Genomic DNA, 16,936 nt, shown 5'->3' with positions numbered 1-16,936 from the left:
GGGTGGGCTCGACCTGGGGGCCGATGACTACCTCACCAAGCCCTTCGCATACCCGGAGCTGGTCGCCAGGCTGCGGGCGCTCTCTCGCCGCAGCGACTACGCCGCGTCGTCCATCATCGCCCACGGGGGTGCCCGGCTGGACTGCTCACGACGCACGTTGGAGGTCGACGGGCTGCCGATCGCCCTGACGCTCAAAGAGATCGACGTCCTCGAGGCCCTGATGCGGGAGAGCGGCGGCTCGCTCAGTACCGAGCGCCTCTTGAGGACAGCCTGGGACAACCCTTTCGAGCGGACTCACGGGGCGGTCCGGGTCGTGATCCACTCGCTGCGCAAGAAGCTCGGAGAGGCCGTCCGGATCGAGCACAGCCCAGGCCGCGGCTACTACATCGCGGTCGCGGCGTGAGGGTCGGTGCTCGGCTGGGGCGTGCCTTCTGGGGATTCCGGGGGAAGCTGGCGCTCTCGATCGCTGCGACCTTCATCGTCCTGGGAGCATGCCTCGTCGCGGTCCAGGTCGCCATCCTCTCGCAGAGCATCGCCAGCACGATCGACGTCAGCATCGGTGGGCCGGTAGATGTAGAGGCACCGGTCGTCCTGCCGGACCCTGCGAGCCTGAAGGACACGGTCGAGTGCGTCACGACCGTCGAGACCTCCGACTGCCTGGTGGAGGTCTCCGACGAGACGTCGAGCTATGGACGTCTCGTCGCCGCCGACGTCATGGACAGATACATGATGTGGACGTTGGTCCTCCTCGTGGTCTTCGCGGTCGTGTCGGCCGCCCTGTCCTGGCGTCTCACTCGCAGTCCGGCGAGGAAGATCAGCGACGTGGCCCAGCTCGCGGAACAGATCTCGGAGCGAGATCTGTCGCAGCGCATCGCTCTCGCGGGCCCACGTGACGAGATCACCCGGTTGGCGGACCAGGTCGACACGATGCTCGCGCGGCTCGAAGGAGCCTTCGCGAGTCAGGAGCAGTTCGTCGCCAACGCCTCTCACGAGCTGCGGACGCCGATCACGTCGGTGCGCGCCGCGCTCGAGGCTCCTCTGACCCAAGGCCGTGTGCCGCCCGACCTTCAGCCCTACGTCCACAGGGCACTGCGCTCGGTCCGACGGATGGACGACCTGATCGCCGCCCTCCTGCTGATCGCGCGGAGTCGGCACCTCGACGCAGACCAGCGGAGCCGCGTCGACCTGGCGATGTGCGTACGGGACGAGCTGGAGGCGATCCAGGTCCTCGCACAGGCCCGTGGGCTCCGGGTCGAGTGCTCGGGGATCGAGGACTCGGTCTTCGTCGAGGTGAGTGCAGGGGTGATCGCCATCGCGGTGGGCAACATCCTGCGGAACGCGGTCCAGCACAATCGCGACGACGGATGGATCTCTGTCGACCTCCGTGTGCTCGGAGATCGGGTGGTGCTGGCTGTCGGCAACTCGGGCCCCGTGTACTCCGCGGACGAGGTGACTGGCCTGACAGAAGCCTTCAACCGAGGTGGGCAGACACGTCTCGCCGGTACACCGGGAACAGGACTAGGTCTGACGATCGTCGAGAGCATTGCTGCGGCTCACGACGCGGTGCTCGTGGTCGAGCCGGGATACGTGGACGGTCTGGTCGTCCGTTTGACGTTGCAGGCCTGCTCATCATGACGTGCGACGCCAGGACGCAGCGGCGAACGAGATCGGCACTCCGGAGTGAGATCGATCCTCGCGGGGCACGATCTCGCTCTGAAGTGCCGATCTCGCTGGTGCTGGTCCGGGGGCGATCCTGCTGGGCTCGATCGCAGCCTCAGCTCGCCCGCAGCATCGACCACACCGTCGGGCCGCCGGGGACCTCGATGACGGTCGTCACCGCGAAGCCGAGCCGCTCGTAGAACACGACGTTGCGCTCGTCGCTCGTCTGGAGGGTGCACGAGGCCATCGACTCCTCGAGGTCCGCGAGGCCGGCATCGATCACGGAAGATCCCAGACCGGCGCCTCGGTGGTCCGGGTGCACGCCGACAGTCGCGAGGACCCAGGCCTGCGAGCAGACCTCGCGGGTGTCGTCGGGGATCTCGGTCGCGCGGGCCGCGACGGCGGCGTCGGCCGCGGCCTGACGGGCGAGCCCGTCGTCGCCCTGCAGCGCGGCGATGCGCTCCATGACGGCACCGGGGAGCTCAGGCAGGACGGGCGGGAGGAAGGCGGCGACGGCGGTCACCTCGTCGTCGACCCACACGGTGCCGTGCGGCAGGGCCACGTGCTCGACGTAGAGCCTCTGCAGCTCCGCGACACGGGCCTCGTGGTCGGGCTCGGAGACGGTCCAGCGTGTCCAGGGGTAGTCGCTGAACGCTGCTCCGAGCGTGCTGGCTATTCGGGGGAGGTCGTCGCGCGTGGCGCGCCTGGCCGGAGAGTTCACCGGACCACCGTACGTGAGCCTCCTGGGGTGCGGCACGCCGGGCAGAAGGTGCCCGGCGTGCCATCGGTGTCAGTCGAGGACGGCCGCGACGGCCTCGATCTCCACGAGCTGGTCGTCGTAGCCGAGGACCGTCACGCCGAGCAGGGTGCTCGGGACGTCGTGGTCGCCGAAGGCGTCCCGGACGACCTCCCACGTGGCCACGAGATCGGCCTGCGTGCTCGACGCCACCAGGACACGGGTGCTGATGACGTCGGTGATCGTCGCCCCTGCTTCTGCGAGGGCGATCGTCATGTTCTCGACGCACTTCGCGGCCTGCGCCGCGTAGTCGCCCACGCCGGCCGTCGAGCCGTCGGCCTCGAGCGGGCACGACCCGGCGAGGAAGATCAGACGCGCCTCGGCGGGAGCTGTCGCCGCGTAGGCGTACTCGGCGGTGTCGGAGAGAGCGCTGGAACGGACGAGGGTCACTGCCTGGGGCACGGGTCCACCTTCCGTAGATCTTGGCTGGTCAGGGGCCATCTTCGCAGGTGAGATGACGCGACCGCCTCGTTGTCGCTCAGGCCACTGGCGTATCGAGGTTCGCGTGAGTACGCTGGAAGTGCAGGACGTCGGAAGACCTCCCGCACTGCCTTGGGCCCCATCTACGGATGGGGCCTTCGTGCGTTCAGGGGATCCATGTCGAGGCGACTGCGACCGCAGGTTGGATCTCTGCCCAGACCGTGTCGGTTGCGGCCTGGGCTCTCGCATCAGGTTCTGAGTGGGTCCTGCGCCGGCGGTAGAGGTAGGTCACGAGGTCAGCAGCCTGGAGCAGGCGTGAGTAGTGCGACGGTGCGAAGTGGATCGTGTCTCGGACTCTGTCGAGTCTCCGGCTCTTGTAGCCGGGCGTACCCCACGACCTGTAGTCCCGGAAGTTGCTCCTGTGGCGGTCTTGGGAGTGGATCTCGTCCGCCACCACGAGGATGTGCTCGTCCTCGTCTTGTGCCAGAGCATCGAGGGACTCGAGGAGATGTGCCAGGACTACTTCGTGAGGTGGGAACGGTGTGGCGTACCGAGCCCTGTGTCGCTCGGAATCCATACCGCGGACGACGTATCGGGCACCTGATTCCCGCACGACCTTCATCGCACGCCTGAAGATGGCGATCCTGGCGCGGACAGGGACCCCGTCCCACCCGTCCTGGCCGTGGAAAATCTCCTTGCCGTGCAGCTCGACGTCGGGGGCGACCGGCGCGGCGCCTGACCGTCGGAACTCCTCGACAAGGCGGTCCAGACCGTCCTCGATCGCCTTGGCCTGGGCGCCCGAGCTGATGACGAGAGCCCCTAGGTAGAAGTAGCTGGACGTATACGACTCATCTACGTATCCCAGGAGCATCAGCGCATACTACGCCTTTTCCAGGGCAGGCCGTATATCGGTCCGCGCCGCCGTCGCGATCTCCCGTGCGAGCTCGGCAGGCTTGGAGAACATCGGCCAGTGGCCCGTCGGGAGGTCGACGTAGGTCGCCTGGAGGCTGCCGAGCTCGGTGTGGAAGGGCGGGCCGGGGGTCGCCATCTGACGCAGCATCTCGGACGGCAGGCTCGTGCAGATCACCGTGACGGGGACGTCGAGGCGGGCCGGGTCGGTGAGGTGGACCGTCCCGGTCGCGACACCGGCCGGGTGCGGCACGGCGCGGGCCCGGAACTGGGCGAGCCCTGCCTCGTCGATCCCCTCGACGCTCGACCCCTGCTCAGCCAGCTCCTCCCACGTGGGCAGCGGCAGCTCGACGGTCCCCTCGGGCAGCCCCGGGCGCAGCGAGGCCCCGTCGACGAGCGGCCCGGAGTCCACGTACACGACCCTGCGGATCCGCGAGGGGTCCCTGTCGACGACCTCGTGGACCACGGCCCCGGCGCCGCTGTGCCCGACGAGCACCACCTCGCCCTCGAGCGGCGCCACGGCGTCGAGCACGGCGCGCACGTGGTCGTCGTGGGTGATGCCGGAGCGGTCTGTCGCGACGTCGTCCAGCCCCGGGAGGGTCACGGCGTGCGGGGTCAGGCCGTCGTCCTGCAGGTGCGGGACGACGTCGTCCCAGGCCCAGCCTCCGAGCCAGAAACCGGGGACGAGGACGACGTGGACGGGGTGGACGGGGTGCGTGTGCGGGAGCGAGGCGTGATCAGTCATGAGACAAGCCTCGCAGGCCCTTGGTGACACCTGTCTGTCACCATTGTCGAGAGGCGTCTGGGCCTCCAGGCCGGAGGAGAGACGTGGACAAGACCGAACGGCTCTACGCCGTCGCCGAAGAGCTGCGCCGAGCAGGCCGGACCGGCACCACCGGACCCCGGCTCGCGAGGCTCTTCGAGGTCAGCGAGCGCACGATCAAGCGCGACGTCTCCGCCCTCCAGCAGGCCGGCCTGCCCGTCTGGGCGCAGGCCGGTCCAGGCGGTGGTTACGTCCTCGATGCCTCGGCGACGCTGCCACCTGTGAACTTCACACCCCAGCAGGCCGTCGCCCTCGCCATCGCCCTCGCGGCGCTCCCGCCCGGGAGCCCCTTCGCGGTCGACGCGGCGGCGGCGCAGGACAAGATCTGGGACGCCCTCGGCCCGCAGGCCCGGGAACGGGCGTCCACGCTCGCGGCGAGGGTGTGGGTCGACCGGGGGACGGGCGTGCCCGAGGCGCGCGGCGGACAGCCGGAAGCCCTGGACGCCCCGGCCTCCGTCTCTGCCACCGCGCCGTCCTCCGCGCCCCTCACCACCCCCGCGACCCTGCGCGCGGTCGAGCAGTCCCTCGCCCGCCACCGTGTCCTCGCCCTGCGGTACCGGGACAGCGGGGGCACGGCGACCTCCAGGCACGTCGAGCCCGTCCTGCTCGCCCACACCGGGCAGGCCTGGTACCTCATCGCGTGGTGCCGCACCCGGGAGGCCGTGCGGTGGTTCCGCCTCGACAGGGTCGAACGAGCCGACCTCACGGCGGAGGTCTACGAGCCGCGCCCCGCCGAGGAGGCCGGCGAGCCACCGGCGAGCGCACGGCCCGTCAGGCACCCCGCCTCCTGAGGCAGAATCGTCCTGTGAGCGCAACGACCCCCAGCCCCCGCCTGCCCCGCGTCCGTGCCAGCGAGCTCGTGGGCCGCGGCTGGCTCAACACCGGCGGCGCCGACGTCACCCTCGCGGACCTGCGCGGCAAGATCGTCGTCCTCGACTTCTGGACCTTCTGCTGCGTCAACTGCCTGCACGTCCTCGACGAGCTCCGCGAGCTCGAGGAGGCGCACCGCGACGAGGTCGTGATCGTCGGGGTGCACTCCCCGAAGTTCGTCCACGAGGCCGACCCCGTCGCGCTCGCGGCCGCCGTCGACAGGTACGAGGTGCGCCACCCCGTGCTCGACGACCCGGACCTCGTCACGTGGTCCGCGTACACGGCGCGCGCCTGGCCGACCCTCGTGGTGATCGACCCCGAGGGGTACGTCGTCGCGCACATGGCGGGGGAGGGTCACGCCTCGACCCTCGAGATCTTGGTGCGCGAGCTCGTCGAGGAGCACACGGCCAAGGGCACGCTGCACCGCGGCTCCGGCCCCTACGTGCCGGCCGAGCCGACCCCGGGGACGCTGCGCTTCCCCGCCGCGGTCATCGCGCTCGGATCCGGTAACCTGCTCGTCGCCGACGCCGGGCACCACAGCCTCGCCGAGCTCGCCGCGGACGGCGAGACCCTCGTCCGGCGGATCGGCTCGGGTGAGCGCGGCCTGGCCGACGGCGGTCCGGACGCCGCGGCCTTCAGCGAGCCGAACGGGCTCTGCCTCGTGCCCGAGGGACTCCGCGAGCAGGTCGGGTACGACGTCCTCGTCGCCGACACCGTCAACCACGCGCTCCGCGGTGTGCGGCTCGCCGACGGGCACGTGACGACGGTCGCCGGGACCGGTGAGCAGCTCATGGTCGGTGGCGCCGAGAACGTCGTCCCCGAGTCGGCTGCGCCCGACGCGACCCCTGCTCTGCGTCACAGGCTCACCTCGCCGTGGGACGTCGTCTGGTCGGAGCGGCTCGGGGCCTTCCTCGTCGCGATGGCCGGCAACCACTCGCTGTGGACCTTCGACCCCGTGGCCGGGATCGTCGAGCAGGTCGCCGGGACCCAGAACGAGGGGCTGCTCGACGGTCCGCTCGCGCAGGCGTGGTTCGCGCAGCCCTCGGGTCTGTCGGTCGCCCCCGACGGCTCGGTGTGGCTCGCCGACGCGGAGACCTCCGCGCTGCGCCGTGTCGACGTCGCCGACGACAGGTCTGCGACCATCACCTCCCTCGTCGGGCAGGGGCTCTTCGACTTCGGGCACCGGGACGGTCCCGCCGCGCAGGCGCTGCTCCAGCACCCGCTCGGCGTCGCCGCGCTGCCCGACGGGTCCGTGCTCGTCACCGACACCTACAACGGCGCGCTGCGGCGCTACGACCCGGCGACCGACGAGGTGACGACGCTCGTCGGCGACCTCGCGGAGCCGAGCGACGCCCTCGTGCAGGTGGACGGCGACGAGGTGCACGTGCTCGTCGTCGAGTCGACCGCGCACAGGCTCACGCGCGTCGCGCTCCCGGCGTCGCTCGCCGGTCAGGTGCTCGACTCGGGTGCCCACCGCACGCAGCGCCCCGTGACCGAGGTGCCGCCGGGCGAGATCCGCCTCGACGTGATCTTCACGCCCGCGACAGGTCAGAAGTACGACGACCGCTTCGGCCCGTCCACCCAGCTCACGGTCTCGTCGACCCCGCCCGAGCTGCTGCTCGACGGGGCCGGCCGCGACCTCCCGCTCGTCCGGACGCTGCGCATCAACCCCGAGATCGCCGAGGGAGTCCTGCACGTCACCGCGCAGGCGGCCAGCTGTGACGCCGACCCGGCCGTCGAGTACCCGGCGTGCCACCTGGCCCAGCAGGACTGGGGGGTGCCCGTGCGGGTGGTCGCCGGGACGCCCGAGGTGCTCACGCTGCCGCTGCGGGGGTAGCGGGGTAGCCGGGCCAGGGCAGGTAGCGGCGCCAGCGCGCGTGAGGCTCGCGCCAGCCTGAGAGGATCGACGCATGCGCTACGACCTCGCCCTCGTCGACCTCGACGGCACCCTGACCGACTCCGCACCCGGCATCATCGCCTCGATCGAGCACGCCTACGACGCCCTCGACATCCCGCGCCCCTCCGAGGAGGCCCTCGCCCTGTTCGTCGGGCCGCCGATCGAGGAGAGCGTCGTGCGCAACGGTGTGCCGCTCGAGCGTGTGCCCGAGCTGATCACCGCGTACAGGTCGGCCTTCACCCGCGGCGGCATGTTCGACAACAGCGTGTACCCCGGGATCGTCGACGCCCTCACCGCGCTGCGCGCCGCGGGGCTCCGGTTGTGCGTGGCGACGTCCAAGCCGGAGATCTTCGCGCGGCAGATCGTCGAGCACTTCGAGCTCGACGGGTTCTTCGAGGCCGTGTGCGGCGCGAGCATGGACGGCACCCGCAGCACCAAGGCCGACGTCGTCGCCCACGCCCTCGACACCATGGCCGCGACCGAGCGCGGGCTGCCTGCCCCCGAGCGCATCGTCATGGTCGGCGACCGCGAGCACGACGTCCTCGGCGCACGCCAGCACGGCATCGAGACCGTGAGCGTCGCCTGGGGCTATGCGCCTGCTGGAGAGATCGACGAGGCTGCGCCGCTCGCGGTCGTGCAGACGCCTGAAGAGCTGGTGGGGTTGTTGCTGGGCTGAGGTGCAGCGAGGCTAGCGGCCTGCTGCGGGGAGAGCGCGCGTCTCAGCGCAGCGCGGCCCGCAGCTCGCCCCGGTGACGGAGCACGTAGTCTGCCGCCGACTTCCAGTGCTTGGCGTGCCCGGCCGCGTAGAGGGAGGCCCACGGCTCCGCCCCCGTGCGGCTGCCGTCGACCAGGAGGTCGTACACGCCGCGCGTGTGGTCGGCTGCCGCCTGGACGAGGCTCGGGCGCTGGCCGGCGGTCAGTCCGTATCCGTCGACGAGGGAGCGCAGGCGCTCGCCGTCCCGGTGCGGGTCGCCGTCGGGCTGGAGGGGCAAGAAGGCCTGGCCGACCGAGGCGAGCTCGTCGACGCGAGAGCCCGGACCGGCGCCGTCCCAGTCGAGCAGCACCCAGCGCTCGCCGTCGCGCACGAGGTTCCACGGCGAGATGTCGTTGTGGCACACGAGCTCTGTGCTGGTCGACGGGATGGTCACGTGCCACTGCACGCCCGGCGGCGGCTCGAAGGACTTTGCGGCGTCGTGGAGGTCCCGCACGAGCTCGCCGAGGCGGGTCAGCTCGGCGTGGTCGAAGGGCGCGTCCTCGTCGGCCGTCGACCCCGGGATGTACTCGAGGACGTGACGTTCTTGCTCGTCGACGCCGAAGGACCGAGGTGCACCCGCGAAGCCGACGTTGGTGAGGTGGGTGAGCAGCGCGTGCACCCCGTAGGTGGCGCGGGTCGCGGGCTTGCGGACGGTCAGTCCGAGGACCGGGTCGGCGACGAACTCGACACGGCGCGAGCGGCGCCGTGACCGCGTCCGCCCCGATGTCTGCATGGCTCCAGTCTGCCAGTCTCGCGCCGTTCAGCGGGGGTCCGGCAGACGTGTCGCGGGTGAGGGCTTGACGTTGACGCAGCGTCAAGCCCTAGCGTCGTGGGCATGACGACGCAGAGGGACTGGCCGATCCAGGAGGTGGCCCGCCTCACCGGCACCACGAGCAGGACGCTGCGGCACTACGACGCGATCGGTCTGCTCACGCCGAGCAGGACAGCGCACGGCGGCGCCCGCTGCTACGACGCTGCGGGGCTCGTCAGGCTCCAGCGCATCCTCATGCTCCGCGACCTCGGTCTCGGGCTCCAGGCGATCGCCGAGGCCCTCGACTCCGACCAGGACGAGGCGCACGCGCTGCGCGCCCACCTCGCCTGGCTCGAGTCCGAGAGGCGCAGGATCACCGACCAGATCGGGTCCGTCCGGACCACGATCGACACGCTCACGACGAAGGAGGCCCTCGTGCCCTCACGCATGTTCGCAGGCTTCGACCACACCGCCTACCGCGGCGAGGTCGAGCAGAGATGGGGCAAGGACGCGTACCGCGCCGGGGACGCGTGGTGGTCCGGGATGACCCAGGACGAGAGGACGGCTTTCCTCGCCGAGCAGCGCTCGATCGCCCAGGCCTACGCCGACGCCCGCGCGGCAGGCCTGGCCCCCGACAGCGACGAGGTGCGCGCGGTGACCCGCCGCCAGCACTCCTGGCTGGCGGTGTCGGCCACGGCCACCGGTCAGTCGGGGGTCACGGCCGAGTACTTCACCGGGATCGGCGAGATGTACGTCGCGGACCCGCGCTTCACGGCCGCCTACGACTGGGCGGGGGAGGGGACGGCGGTGTTCGTGCGCGACGCGATGGCGGCGTACGCGCGCGAGGTGCTCTGACGAGAGGGCGCTGGCTGGAGAGGCAGGGCCGGCTGGACGCGCTCCGACGAGGACAGCGCGCAGGGGACGCGTGCCTCAGCAGTGCTGCGCGCCGAGGTCTGCGAAGAGGTCCTGGTTGAGGCGGAACGCGCCCTTCGCCTCGGCGACCGCCTCGGCGAGCTGCTCCTCGTCGAGCTCGAGGCCGTCGAGGCGCTCGCGGTACACGTCCTTGAAGGGCTTGGACTTCGGGATCTCCTCGAAGGAGTAGAACGTGATGCCCTCAGGGCCCAGGCCGTAGTGGCGCTCGAGCATCCGCTTGATGATCTGCCCGCCGGACAGGTCGCCGAGGTACCGCGTGTAGGCGTGCGCGGCGTAGCGGGGGAGCGAGGTGGCGCTCGCCTCGAGAGCCTCGACGTAGCGGACCGTCGCGGGCAGCGGCATGACGATCGCACGCCAGTCGGGGCCGACCAGGTGCTCGAGGTCGCGGGCGATCGACGGGGTGCGGGTCAGCTCGTCGAAGAGCAGCGACGAGCCCTGCGGGAGGGTGCGGACGTCGTCGGCGATCGCCTCGAGGGCCGAGTAGACGAAGAACTGCTGCGAGGCGAGCGCCACGTAGGCGTCGACGCTCAGCCCACCGGACATGAGCCTGCTGATGAACCCGGAGCTCTCGGCGCTCTCGTGCTCTTCACGGGTGCCCTCGCGGAGCCGGCTGGACAGGGTGGGGCGGTCGGTGGCGAGAATCGTCACGTGTCCTCCTCGGTCGGGTACGCGGGCATGCGCTGGCACTGTCGACGACGGCCAGCGGGCCGAGGTGACGCGTTGTCAGGAACGGTACCCCATCGAGGTTAGGGTTGCCTACCCTCTTAGCCTGTCGTCTCAGACCAGCTTCTTCTGCCACAGCGCGACCACGCCCGTGGGCTCGAAGCCGAGAGCCTCGTTGATCGAGAGCATGTGGCGGTTCTCCTCGGCGTTCCACGTGTGCAGCCGCGCGAGCTCGGGGCGCAGCGTGCGGAGCTCGACGAGGTTCTTCGCCTTCATGAGCATGCCGAGCCTGTGGCCCCGGTGAGCCGGGTCCACGAGGGTGTCGTCCTGGAACGCTAGCCAGCGGTACAGCGTGGGCATCGCGATCTCGCTGTACGCCACGAGCCCGCCCGACGGGCGGTGCCGCACCGCTGTCACGAGGGTGTCGTGCCCGGCCTCACGGTTGGTCGCCTCCTGCTGACGGAGCTCTTCGACGGTCCACACGTGCTCGACCAGGTCGAGCCCGGCCACGGGGACGGCGGTCGTCATGAGGGTCGCGAGCGCGGACATCTCCTCGACGAGCTCCTCCGGGCAGGTGTTCTGCCACGTCACGGTCTCGTAGTCGTCACCCGCTGCGGCGAGGGACTCGGTCAAGAACGTGTCGACCACGCTGTCGTCTGGGAGGGGCAGGTGCAGCGTGCTGAACCTCTCGCCCTGCTCGAGCGAGTACCCACGACCACGGGCGAAGGCGACCCCGGCCGCGTCTCCGGCGATCCGCCCGGCTCCGGTCGGCGGCGTGACCACGTCGGGTGCGTCCACGGGCGGCTCGCCCGGGTGCTCGATGTCGAGGATCACCGTCGTGCGTCCCTTGGCCGCGACGGCCGCCTCGGTCGCGTCGGCGAGGGCCGTGCCGATCCCCTCGTGCACCCGCTCCGGGCGGACCAGGACACCCATGCTCGCCGCGTGCGTGTTTCCCGTGCGCTCCATGGTGACGAGCGAGACGCCCAGGACGTCCTCAGGCCCCGGGGTCTGGGGCAGAGGGTCACGGACGGCGACGAAGCCGAGGCGCTCGGTGCGCATCTGGTCGCGCATCACGGCCAGCCGCATCTCGGCCGGGAGGTGCAGGTCCGCGTGCCCCCAGCTCGCCTCGTGGACCTCACGCTGGACGGCGACGAGCCCGTGCAGCACCCAGGCGTCGGGGGAGTCGAGGGAGTCGGGGATCGAGATCGGGCGGACGGTCCAGCCGGGGCGAGAGGTCATGCGGACGATGCTCGTCGGGGGCGCCGACGGCGGTCAACGGATTAAACCTGGTCGGAGAGGGACGATGCCTGCCCGGGCTGCGCCCGCTGACGGGCGGCGGTGTCCTCAGGCGTGCGCGGGCTCGACGCCGACGGCGCGCAGCACGAAGGACTCCGTCGCCAGGATCGCGCGGTCGCGGGCCGGCTGCTCCTCGGGGATCTGCCGGCCGGACAGGCACGCGTTGATGAGCGCGACCGTCGTCGCGATGTCCTGCTCGGGGAAGTCACCGCGGGCGATGCCGGCGACGAGGATCTCCCGCAGGATCTCCTCGACCACGACGGCGTGCTCGCGCAGGCGCTGCTGGGTGCCGCGGGACAGCACAGTGCGCAGGTCTGGTCCTGGTGCCACGTGGAACACACGCTTGAGCCGGGCGTGCGCCTGGACGTAGGTCCGCAGGCGCAGCACGGGGGTCTCGACGTCCTCGAGGGACCTGCGCAGCGTCTCGACGTAGCGCTCGGTCTCGAAGGTGATGAAACCCATGAGCAGGGCTTCTTTGTCCGAGAAGTGGTTGTAGACGGCGGTCCGTCCGACACCGGCTGCTGCGGCGATGTCGGCGAAGGAGATCGCGTCGAAACCACGCTCCGACATGAGGGTGGACAGTGCCGTGAAGAGTCGTTGGCGTGTCTGTTCGCGGTGCTCGTGGAGTGACCCACCGATGATCTTCGGCATTGTGACAGCATCCCACGGAGTGTCAGAACATGCACATCGGCGGGATTCCGCGGCTGCGCGCAGCCCCTGACGTGGCACGACGGTCCGTGCGTCAGCCGTGCCTCCGAGCTGCGTCCGAGCTGCGGCCGAGCTGCGGCAGACGTTCGCGACCCGTTGCACGCCGGAAACCTCCCGGCATTCTGCGCCTCGTAGTGTCCGGGCATGACAGCACTCCTCGACAGGCTCGGCCCTGGCAGCCGCACGGGAGACCACCTCCTCGCCCTGCCCGCCCACGTCGACGTCATGACGCTCGTCCGGGCGTGGTTCCCGGACGCCGACTGGCTGGTCGAGCCCGTCAGCCTCGACACCGCGACCTCGCGGGTCGTGCCGCTGCGCGGCGCTCGGTTCCGCGGCATGGCTGCGCAGCCCGAGGCCACTCCCGGGACGCTCCGGCTCGCCCCGGGCCACGTGCTCACAGGACCCCACCCGCTCACCGCCGAAGACACCGTCACCTACGTGCTCCCACCTCGGCACGTGGAGGGATACGTCGTGCGGCCGACGGGTGAGGGGACGCCCGAGGAGCAGGAGCGCGAGGCCGCCCGGGTCCTCGCCTGGGTGGCTGCCGCCGCGCGTCACGCCCACGGCGCCGTCCTCGAGAGCGGCCGCACGCAGGCCGTCGTGCCCGACGCCGGGCAGTCGGTCGACCGCACGCTCTACAGCGCGCACTCGTTGCCGCCCCAGCACGCCCTCGCGCTCGTCCGCACGGTCCTCGTCCAGGCCGTCGTCTCCGCGCAGTCCGCGCCCACGGACGGTGGGCCTGTCGCCTGGACGATCACGACGCAGACGCCCTACGACGGCACCGTCGAGGTCAGCCTCAGCCGCACCGACGCCCTGCCGCCGGCCCTCCTCCAGCTGCCGTGGCGCGACTCGGGGCCCTTCGCCTACGCGGTCCGCTGGAGGTCCGGGAGCCCAGAGGACGAGGCCTCGGACCATCCGTCCTCGCTGCACGTGGTGGCCCGGAGCCGCATCGCGCCAGTGGTCGAGAAGGTCGCTGCGGTCTTCGAGCGGGCCGTCGCCGGCACTGTGCTCGACGACGCGGGATTTGCTGTCGGGGTCTAGCGCGAGAGTGCCGGCCGGGTCGGTGCTGGCACCACCAGCAGACGAGGTCGTCGCAGGCCGGAGAGTTATCCACAGAATGCGTCCACAGGCTTGTGGGTGATGCGAGGTTTGCGGTGCACAGGCTGTGGACAACCTTGTGGGAAACCCCTTCCACCTGGGCAAGGACACCTCGCGGGCGGCACCCGATACCCTCGCAGCGTGAGCAACCTCGACAGCGCCCCCGACGAGCAGACCTGCGTCGCCCTCCCTGGCCCGACGACGGCCCTCGAGGTCCTCGAGCCGCGCGAGGTGCCGCTCGGCGGAGCCCGGGCGATGACCGTCCGCCGGACCCTCCCGCAGCGGTCGCGGAGCCTCGTGGGCGCCTGGTGCTTCCTCGACCACTTCGGCCCTGACGACGTGACCACAGGCCCGGGGATGCAGGTGCCCCCGCACCCGCACACGGGTCTGCAGACCGTGACGTGGCTGTTCGGCGGCGAGATCGAGCACCACGACTCCGTCGGCTCTGCCTGCCTCGTGCGGCCTGGCGAGCTCAACCTCATGACCGCAGGCCGCGGGATCTCGCACTCCGAGCACTCGCCCGACGACCGGACCACCACGACCCTCCACGGGGTCCAGCTGTGGACAGCGCTCCCGCACGCGAGCGCGGGGGTCGCCCCGGCCTTCGAGCACCACGACGACCTGCCCGTCGTGCAGGTCGACGGGGTCCGGCTGCAGGTGTTCCTCGGCGCGCTCCCCGCGCAGCCGGGCCTCGGCGTCGTCGAGCGCATGGAGTCCCCGGCGACGACGTACTCCGAGATCGTCGGTGCGCAGATCGACCTCGACCCGGGGACCCGCTTCACGCTCGCCGTCGACCCCGAGCACGAGCACGCCTTCCTCGTGGACTCGGGCGACGAGGTCACCGTCGACGGGAGCCCCCTCGCCGCCGACAACCTCGGCTATCTCGCCCCCGGCCGGCACGAGGTCGTGCTGACGACCACGGGCCGCGCCAGGCTCGTGCTCGTCGGTGGCCGGCCGTCGACCGAGGAGATCGTCATGTGGTGGAACTTCGTCGGGCGCAGCCACGACGAGGTCGTCGCCGCCCGGGCAGACTGGCAGCGCCAGATCGGTCGCGCCGACCGCGACACCCTCGAGACGCTCGACACTCTCGGGGCGCCCGGGGCCCGAGCCGGGTCCGGCGGGCAGGAGTCACCATCGACGGGCACCGGCCAGGACGCTAGGTTCGGGACCGTCGTCGGCTACGACGGCGCACCGCTCCCCGCGCCCGTGCTGCCCAACGTGCGCCTCGCACCCCGGAGGAACCCGAGCTGAGCACGACGCCTGAAGCGCCCCACGGACGAGATGCTGTCCCGGCTGCGCCAGCACCGGTCGAGCCCGCGCCGACGTCTCCGGCGGCGAGCTCTCCTGCGCTGACCTCTTCCGCGCAGACCTCCTCCGCCCCGACCTCTCCCGCGCCCCGCGACCGCTTCGCCGACCTGCTGCGCACCCTCGCCCTGGGGGCGGTCGTCGTCGGGCACTGGACGATGGCCGCGATCGGCCGGGACGACGACGGCGGGCTCGCCGTCGACAACATCCTCAACATTGAGCGCTGGATGTGGCCCCTCACCTGGGTCCTGGTGCTCATCCCGCTGTTCTTCTTCGTCGGTGGCTTCTCGAACGCGACCAGCTGGTCGCGCGTCGTCGAGCGCGAGACGGCGCGCACAGGACGCACCCCGTCCTTCGGTCGTCTCTGGGGCGTCTTCCTGCGGCGTCGGCTCAGCGGTCTGTTCCTGCCGCTGATCCCCTTCGTGCTGCTCGTCGCCGTCGCCGTGGGGATCGCACTCGCACTCGGTGCCCCGGCCGGTCTCACCCGGACCGTCGCCGTCGTGGTGGTCATGCCGCTGTGGTTCGTCGCCGTCTTCGCGGCCCTCGCCGCTGTCGCCCCGGTGATGCTCCGCCTGCACGCGCGCTACAGGTGGTGGGTCGTCGTCGCGCTCTCGGTCGCCGTGGTCGTCGTCGAGCTCGTGCGGATCGCGACCGACAGCTCGGCCGTCGGTACCTTCAACTACCTCTTCGTGTGGGGGACGGCCCAGCAGATCGGCTTCGCCTACGCCGACGGGTCGCTCCAGCGGATGCGCAGGTCCACGGTCGCGTGGTGGGCCCTGCTGGCCTTCGTGGCACTCGTCGCCGTGACCGCCTCGCCGATGTGGCCCGAGTCGATGATCGGGCTGTCGGGGGAGCGCTCGAACTTCAGCCCGCCCGGGACGGTCCCGCTGCTCCTCACCCTCGTGCAGATCCCCGTCGCCCTGCTGCTGCGCCCCGTCGTCGCGCCGCTGCTCGAGCGGCCGCGGGTGGCACGGGTGCTCGACGTCGCCTCCGGCGCCTCGATGCGGGCGTTCTTGTGGCACCTGCCCGTCATGGTGGTCGTCACCGGTGTCCTGCTGCTCCTGCACGTGCCCTTCCCCGACCCCGGCAGCGGTGCCTGGTGGGCCTCCCGGCCGCTCTGGTACGCCGTCCTGGGGCTGAGCCTGTGGGGTGTGCTCGCGGGGACGGACAGGGTCCGGCGCAGGGCAGGCAGCGGCAGCCGGCCCCGAGAGGCCCGCGAGCGTGCTGGGAGCCGCTAGGACGGCGGGAGCCACGAGCGCGCTGGGAGCCGCGAGCGCGCTAGGAGCCGCGAGCGTGGTGGGAGCCGCGACCAGACCGCGGACCGCCAGCGCCGACTCCCGTCAGACCGCTCATGCCCGCGGACCCCTGGCCGATGAGTCGTGCGCACGACTCCCAGCCGACGGGACGTGCGCACGAGCGACCAGCAGGAGGAGACCAGTGGACGGGATCGTCGCGATCTCGCAGCGGATGGCTGCGATCCAGGCGACCATGAGCTCCTTCGCGCCTGCCACGCAGCCGGCGACCGGGACGATGGGCACGGGTACCTTCGGCGACGTCCTCGCCCAGGCCGTCGACGAGACCACGGCGACCGAGGCAGCGACGACGGGCACCCCCGCGGCCTCGACGGGCTCGTGGACCTCCGGCGTCCCCTCCGACCTGCTCCCGTACGGCAACGGCAACGTCCCGCGTGAGGCGCTCGCGAGCGTCGGGCAGACGGGGCACAGGCTGTGGGCACCCGCGGCGACGGCCCTCGAGCAGGTGATCGCCGACGCCGCCAAGGACGGCGTGACCATCGGCGTCACCGACTCGTACCGCTCCTACGACGCGCAGGTCGACGTCGCCGAGCGCAAGGGTCTCTACAGCCAGGGTGGCCTCGCAGCCGAGCCCGGGACCAGCCCGCACGGCTGGGGCATCGCCGCAGACCTCGACCTGGACGCCGCGGGCCAGGCCTGGATGCGCGCCAACGGCGGACGTTACGGCTTCGTCGAGGACACCCCACGCGAACCGTGGCACTGGGTGTTCAGGAAGTAGCCTCGGTGCCCGGCGCAGACGGT

Annotated in this window: 18 protein-coding genes; 10 read left to right on the top strand and 8 right to left on the bottom strand. The window is 71.5% G+C overall.

Annotated elements, in window-relative coordinates:
- On the top strand, nucleotides 1–403 hold a 403-nt coding region (locus tag HZZ10_RS14500; protein WP_179914035.1), incomplete at its 5' end, for a response regulator transcription factor.
- Nucleotides 400–1,635 (top strand): sensor histidine kinase, encoded by a 1,236-nt coding sequence (locus HZZ10_RS14495; RefSeq protein ID WP_179914034.1) that lies wholly within the window; start codon nucleotides 400–402, stop codon nucleotides 1,633–1,635. The genes HZZ10_RS14500 and HZZ10_RS14495, both read left to right, overlap by 4 nt.
- A gap of 139 nt (nucleotides 1,636–1,774) precedes the next feature.
- Here the strand turns inward: HZZ10_RS14495 and HZZ10_RS20085 are convergent, their stop codons facing one another.
- The 4 genes from HZZ10_RS20085 to HZZ10_RS14475 all read right to left on the bottom strand — a co-directional run bounded on the left by HZZ10_RS20085 (nucleotide 1,775) and on the right by HZZ10_RS14475 (nucleotide 4,529).
- Nucleotides 1,775–2,380 (bottom strand): GNAT family N-acetyltransferase, encoded by a 606-nt coding sequence (locus tag HZZ10_RS20085; RefSeq protein WP_179914033.1) that lies wholly within the window; start codon nucleotides 2,378–2,380, stop codon nucleotides 1,775–1,777.
- A gap of 69 nt (nucleotides 2,381–2,449) precedes the next feature.
- A complete protein-coding gene (locus tag HZZ10_RS14485) occupies nucleotides 2,450–2,857 on the bottom strand; it encodes a RidA family protein (protein ID WP_179914032.1) in 408 nt (135 codons plus the stop codon).
- A gap of 184 nt (nucleotides 2,858–3,041) precedes the next feature.
- Nucleotides 3,042–3,746, bottom strand: a complete 705-nt coding sequence (locus HZZ10_RS14480; RefSeq protein WP_179914031.1) for a DUF3800 domain-containing protein — start codon at nucleotides 3,744–3,746, stop codon at nucleotides 3,042–3,044.
- A 9-nt stretch (nucleotides 3,747–3,755) separates the two neighbouring features.
- The gene (locus HZZ10_RS14475; protein WP_179914030.1) at nucleotides 3,756–4,529 is read right to left on the bottom strand and encodes an alpha/beta fold hydrolase; all 774 of its coding nucleotides are present in this window, start codon (nucleotides 4,527–4,529) and stop codon (nucleotides 3,756–3,758) included.
- Between the two features lie 83 nt (nucleotides 4,530–4,612).
- On the opposite strand from HZZ10_RS14475, the gene HZZ10_RS14470 reads away from it, so the two are divergent.
- The 3 genes from HZZ10_RS14470 to HZZ10_RS14460 all read left to right on the top strand — a co-directional run bounded on the left by HZZ10_RS14470 (nucleotide 4,613) and on the right by HZZ10_RS14460 (nucleotide 8,050).
- Complete coding sequence (locus HZZ10_RS14470) at nucleotides 4,613–5,398, top strand: helix-turn-helix transcriptional regulator (RefSeq protein WP_179914029.1); 786 nt, start codon at nucleotides 4,613–4,615, stop codon at nucleotides 5,396–5,398.
- Nucleotides 5,399–5,412: 14 nt separating this feature from the next.
- Nucleotides 5,413–7,314 carry an NHL domain-containing thioredoxin family protein gene (locus tag HZZ10_RS14465; RefSeq protein WP_179914028.1) on the top strand — a complete coding sequence of 634 codons (1,902 nt, stop codon included), beginning with the start codon at nucleotides 5,413–5,415 and terminating at the stop codon, nucleotides 7,312–7,314.
- 73 nt (nucleotides 7,315–7,387) lie between these two features.
- The gene (locus tag HZZ10_RS14460; RefSeq protein WP_179914027.1) at nucleotides 7,388–8,050 is read left to right on the top strand and encodes an HAD hydrolase-like protein; all 663 of its coding nucleotides are present in this window, start codon (nucleotides 7,388–7,390) and stop codon (nucleotides 8,048–8,050) included.
- 43 nt (nucleotides 8,051–8,093) lie between these two features.
- Here the strand turns inward: HZZ10_RS14460 and HZZ10_RS14455 are convergent, their stop codons facing one another.
- On the bottom strand, nucleotides 8,094–8,861 hold the full coding sequence (locus HZZ10_RS14455) for a phosphotransferase (RefSeq protein WP_179914026.1): 768 nt from the start codon (nucleotides 8,859–8,861) through the stop codon (nucleotides 8,094–8,096).
- A 102-nt stretch (nucleotides 8,862–8,963) separates the two neighbouring features.
- Between HZZ10_RS14455 and HZZ10_RS14450 the strand changes: the two genes are divergently transcribed.
- Nucleotides 8,964–9,734 carry a MerR family transcriptional regulator gene (locus HZZ10_RS14450; RefSeq protein ID WP_056127186.1) on the top strand — a complete coding sequence of 257 codons (771 nt, stop codon included), beginning with the start codon at nucleotides 8,964–8,966 and terminating at the stop codon, nucleotides 9,732–9,734.
- Between the two features lie 75 nt (nucleotides 9,735–9,809).
- Here the strand turns inward: HZZ10_RS14450 and HZZ10_RS14445 are convergent, their stop codons facing one another.
- The 3 genes from HZZ10_RS14445 to HZZ10_RS14435 form a co-directional block, all read right to left on the bottom strand.
- Nucleotides 9,810–10,460, bottom strand: coding sequence for a biliverdin-producing heme oxygenase (locus HZZ10_RS14445; protein ID WP_179914025.1), 651 nt, complete (start codon nucleotides 10,458–10,460; stop codon nucleotides 9,810–9,812).
- Between the two features lie 129 nt (nucleotides 10,461–10,589).
- A complete protein-coding gene (locus tag HZZ10_RS14440) occupies nucleotides 10,590–11,714 on the bottom strand; it encodes a GNAT family N-acetyltransferase (protein ID WP_179914024.1) in 1,125 nt (374 codons plus the stop codon).
- 105 nt (nucleotides 11,715–11,819) lie between these two features.
- Nucleotides 11,820–12,422 (bottom strand): TetR/AcrR family transcriptional regulator, encoded by a 603-nt coding sequence (locus HZZ10_RS14435; protein ID WP_056127193.1) that lies wholly within the window; start codon nucleotides 12,420–12,422, stop codon nucleotides 11,820–11,822.
- Between the two features lie 201 nt (nucleotides 12,423–12,623).
- Here HZZ10_RS14435 and HZZ10_RS14430 point away from each other — a divergent pair, with 201 nt between their 5' ends.
- The 4 genes from HZZ10_RS14430 (at nucleotide 12,624) to HZZ10_RS14415 (ending at nucleotide 16,913) form a co-directional block, all read left to right on the top strand.
- Nucleotides 12,624–13,520 (top strand): hypothetical protein, encoded by an 897-nt coding sequence (locus tag HZZ10_RS14430; protein ID WP_179914023.1) that lies wholly within the window; start codon nucleotides 12,624–12,626, stop codon nucleotides 13,518–13,520.
- A 198-nt stretch (nucleotides 13,521–13,718) separates the two neighbouring features.
- Nucleotides 13,719–14,828: a pirin family protein gene (locus HZZ10_RS14425; RefSeq protein ID WP_308507588.1), complete on the top strand. Its 1,110-nt coding sequence runs from the start codon at nucleotides 13,719–13,721 to the stop codon at nucleotides 14,826–14,828.
- On the top strand, nucleotides 14,825–16,120 hold the full coding sequence (locus HZZ10_RS14420; protein ID WP_179914039.1) for an acyltransferase family protein: 1,296 nt from the start codon (nucleotides 14,825–14,827) through the stop codon (nucleotides 16,118–16,120). Before HZZ10_RS14425 ends, HZZ10_RS14420 begins: the two co-directional genes overlap by 4 nt.
- A gap of 199 nt (nucleotides 16,121–16,319) precedes the next feature.
- Nucleotides 16,320–16,913: a M15 family metallopeptidase gene (locus HZZ10_RS14415; protein ID WP_179914021.1), complete on the top strand. Its 594-nt coding sequence runs from the start codon at nucleotides 16,320–16,322 to the stop codon at nucleotides 16,911–16,913.
- Nucleotides 16,914–16,936 lie beyond the last annotated feature (23 nt).

This window comes from Sanguibacter inulinus, from assembly GCF_013415325.1.
GTDB classification, from domain to species: Bacteria; Actinomycetota; Actinomycetes; order Actinomycetales; family Cellulomonadaceae; genus Sanguibacter; species Sanguibacter inulinus.
Note: the sequence above shows the minus strand (reverse complement) of the source record. Positions and strands in the feature narration are given on the sequence as shown.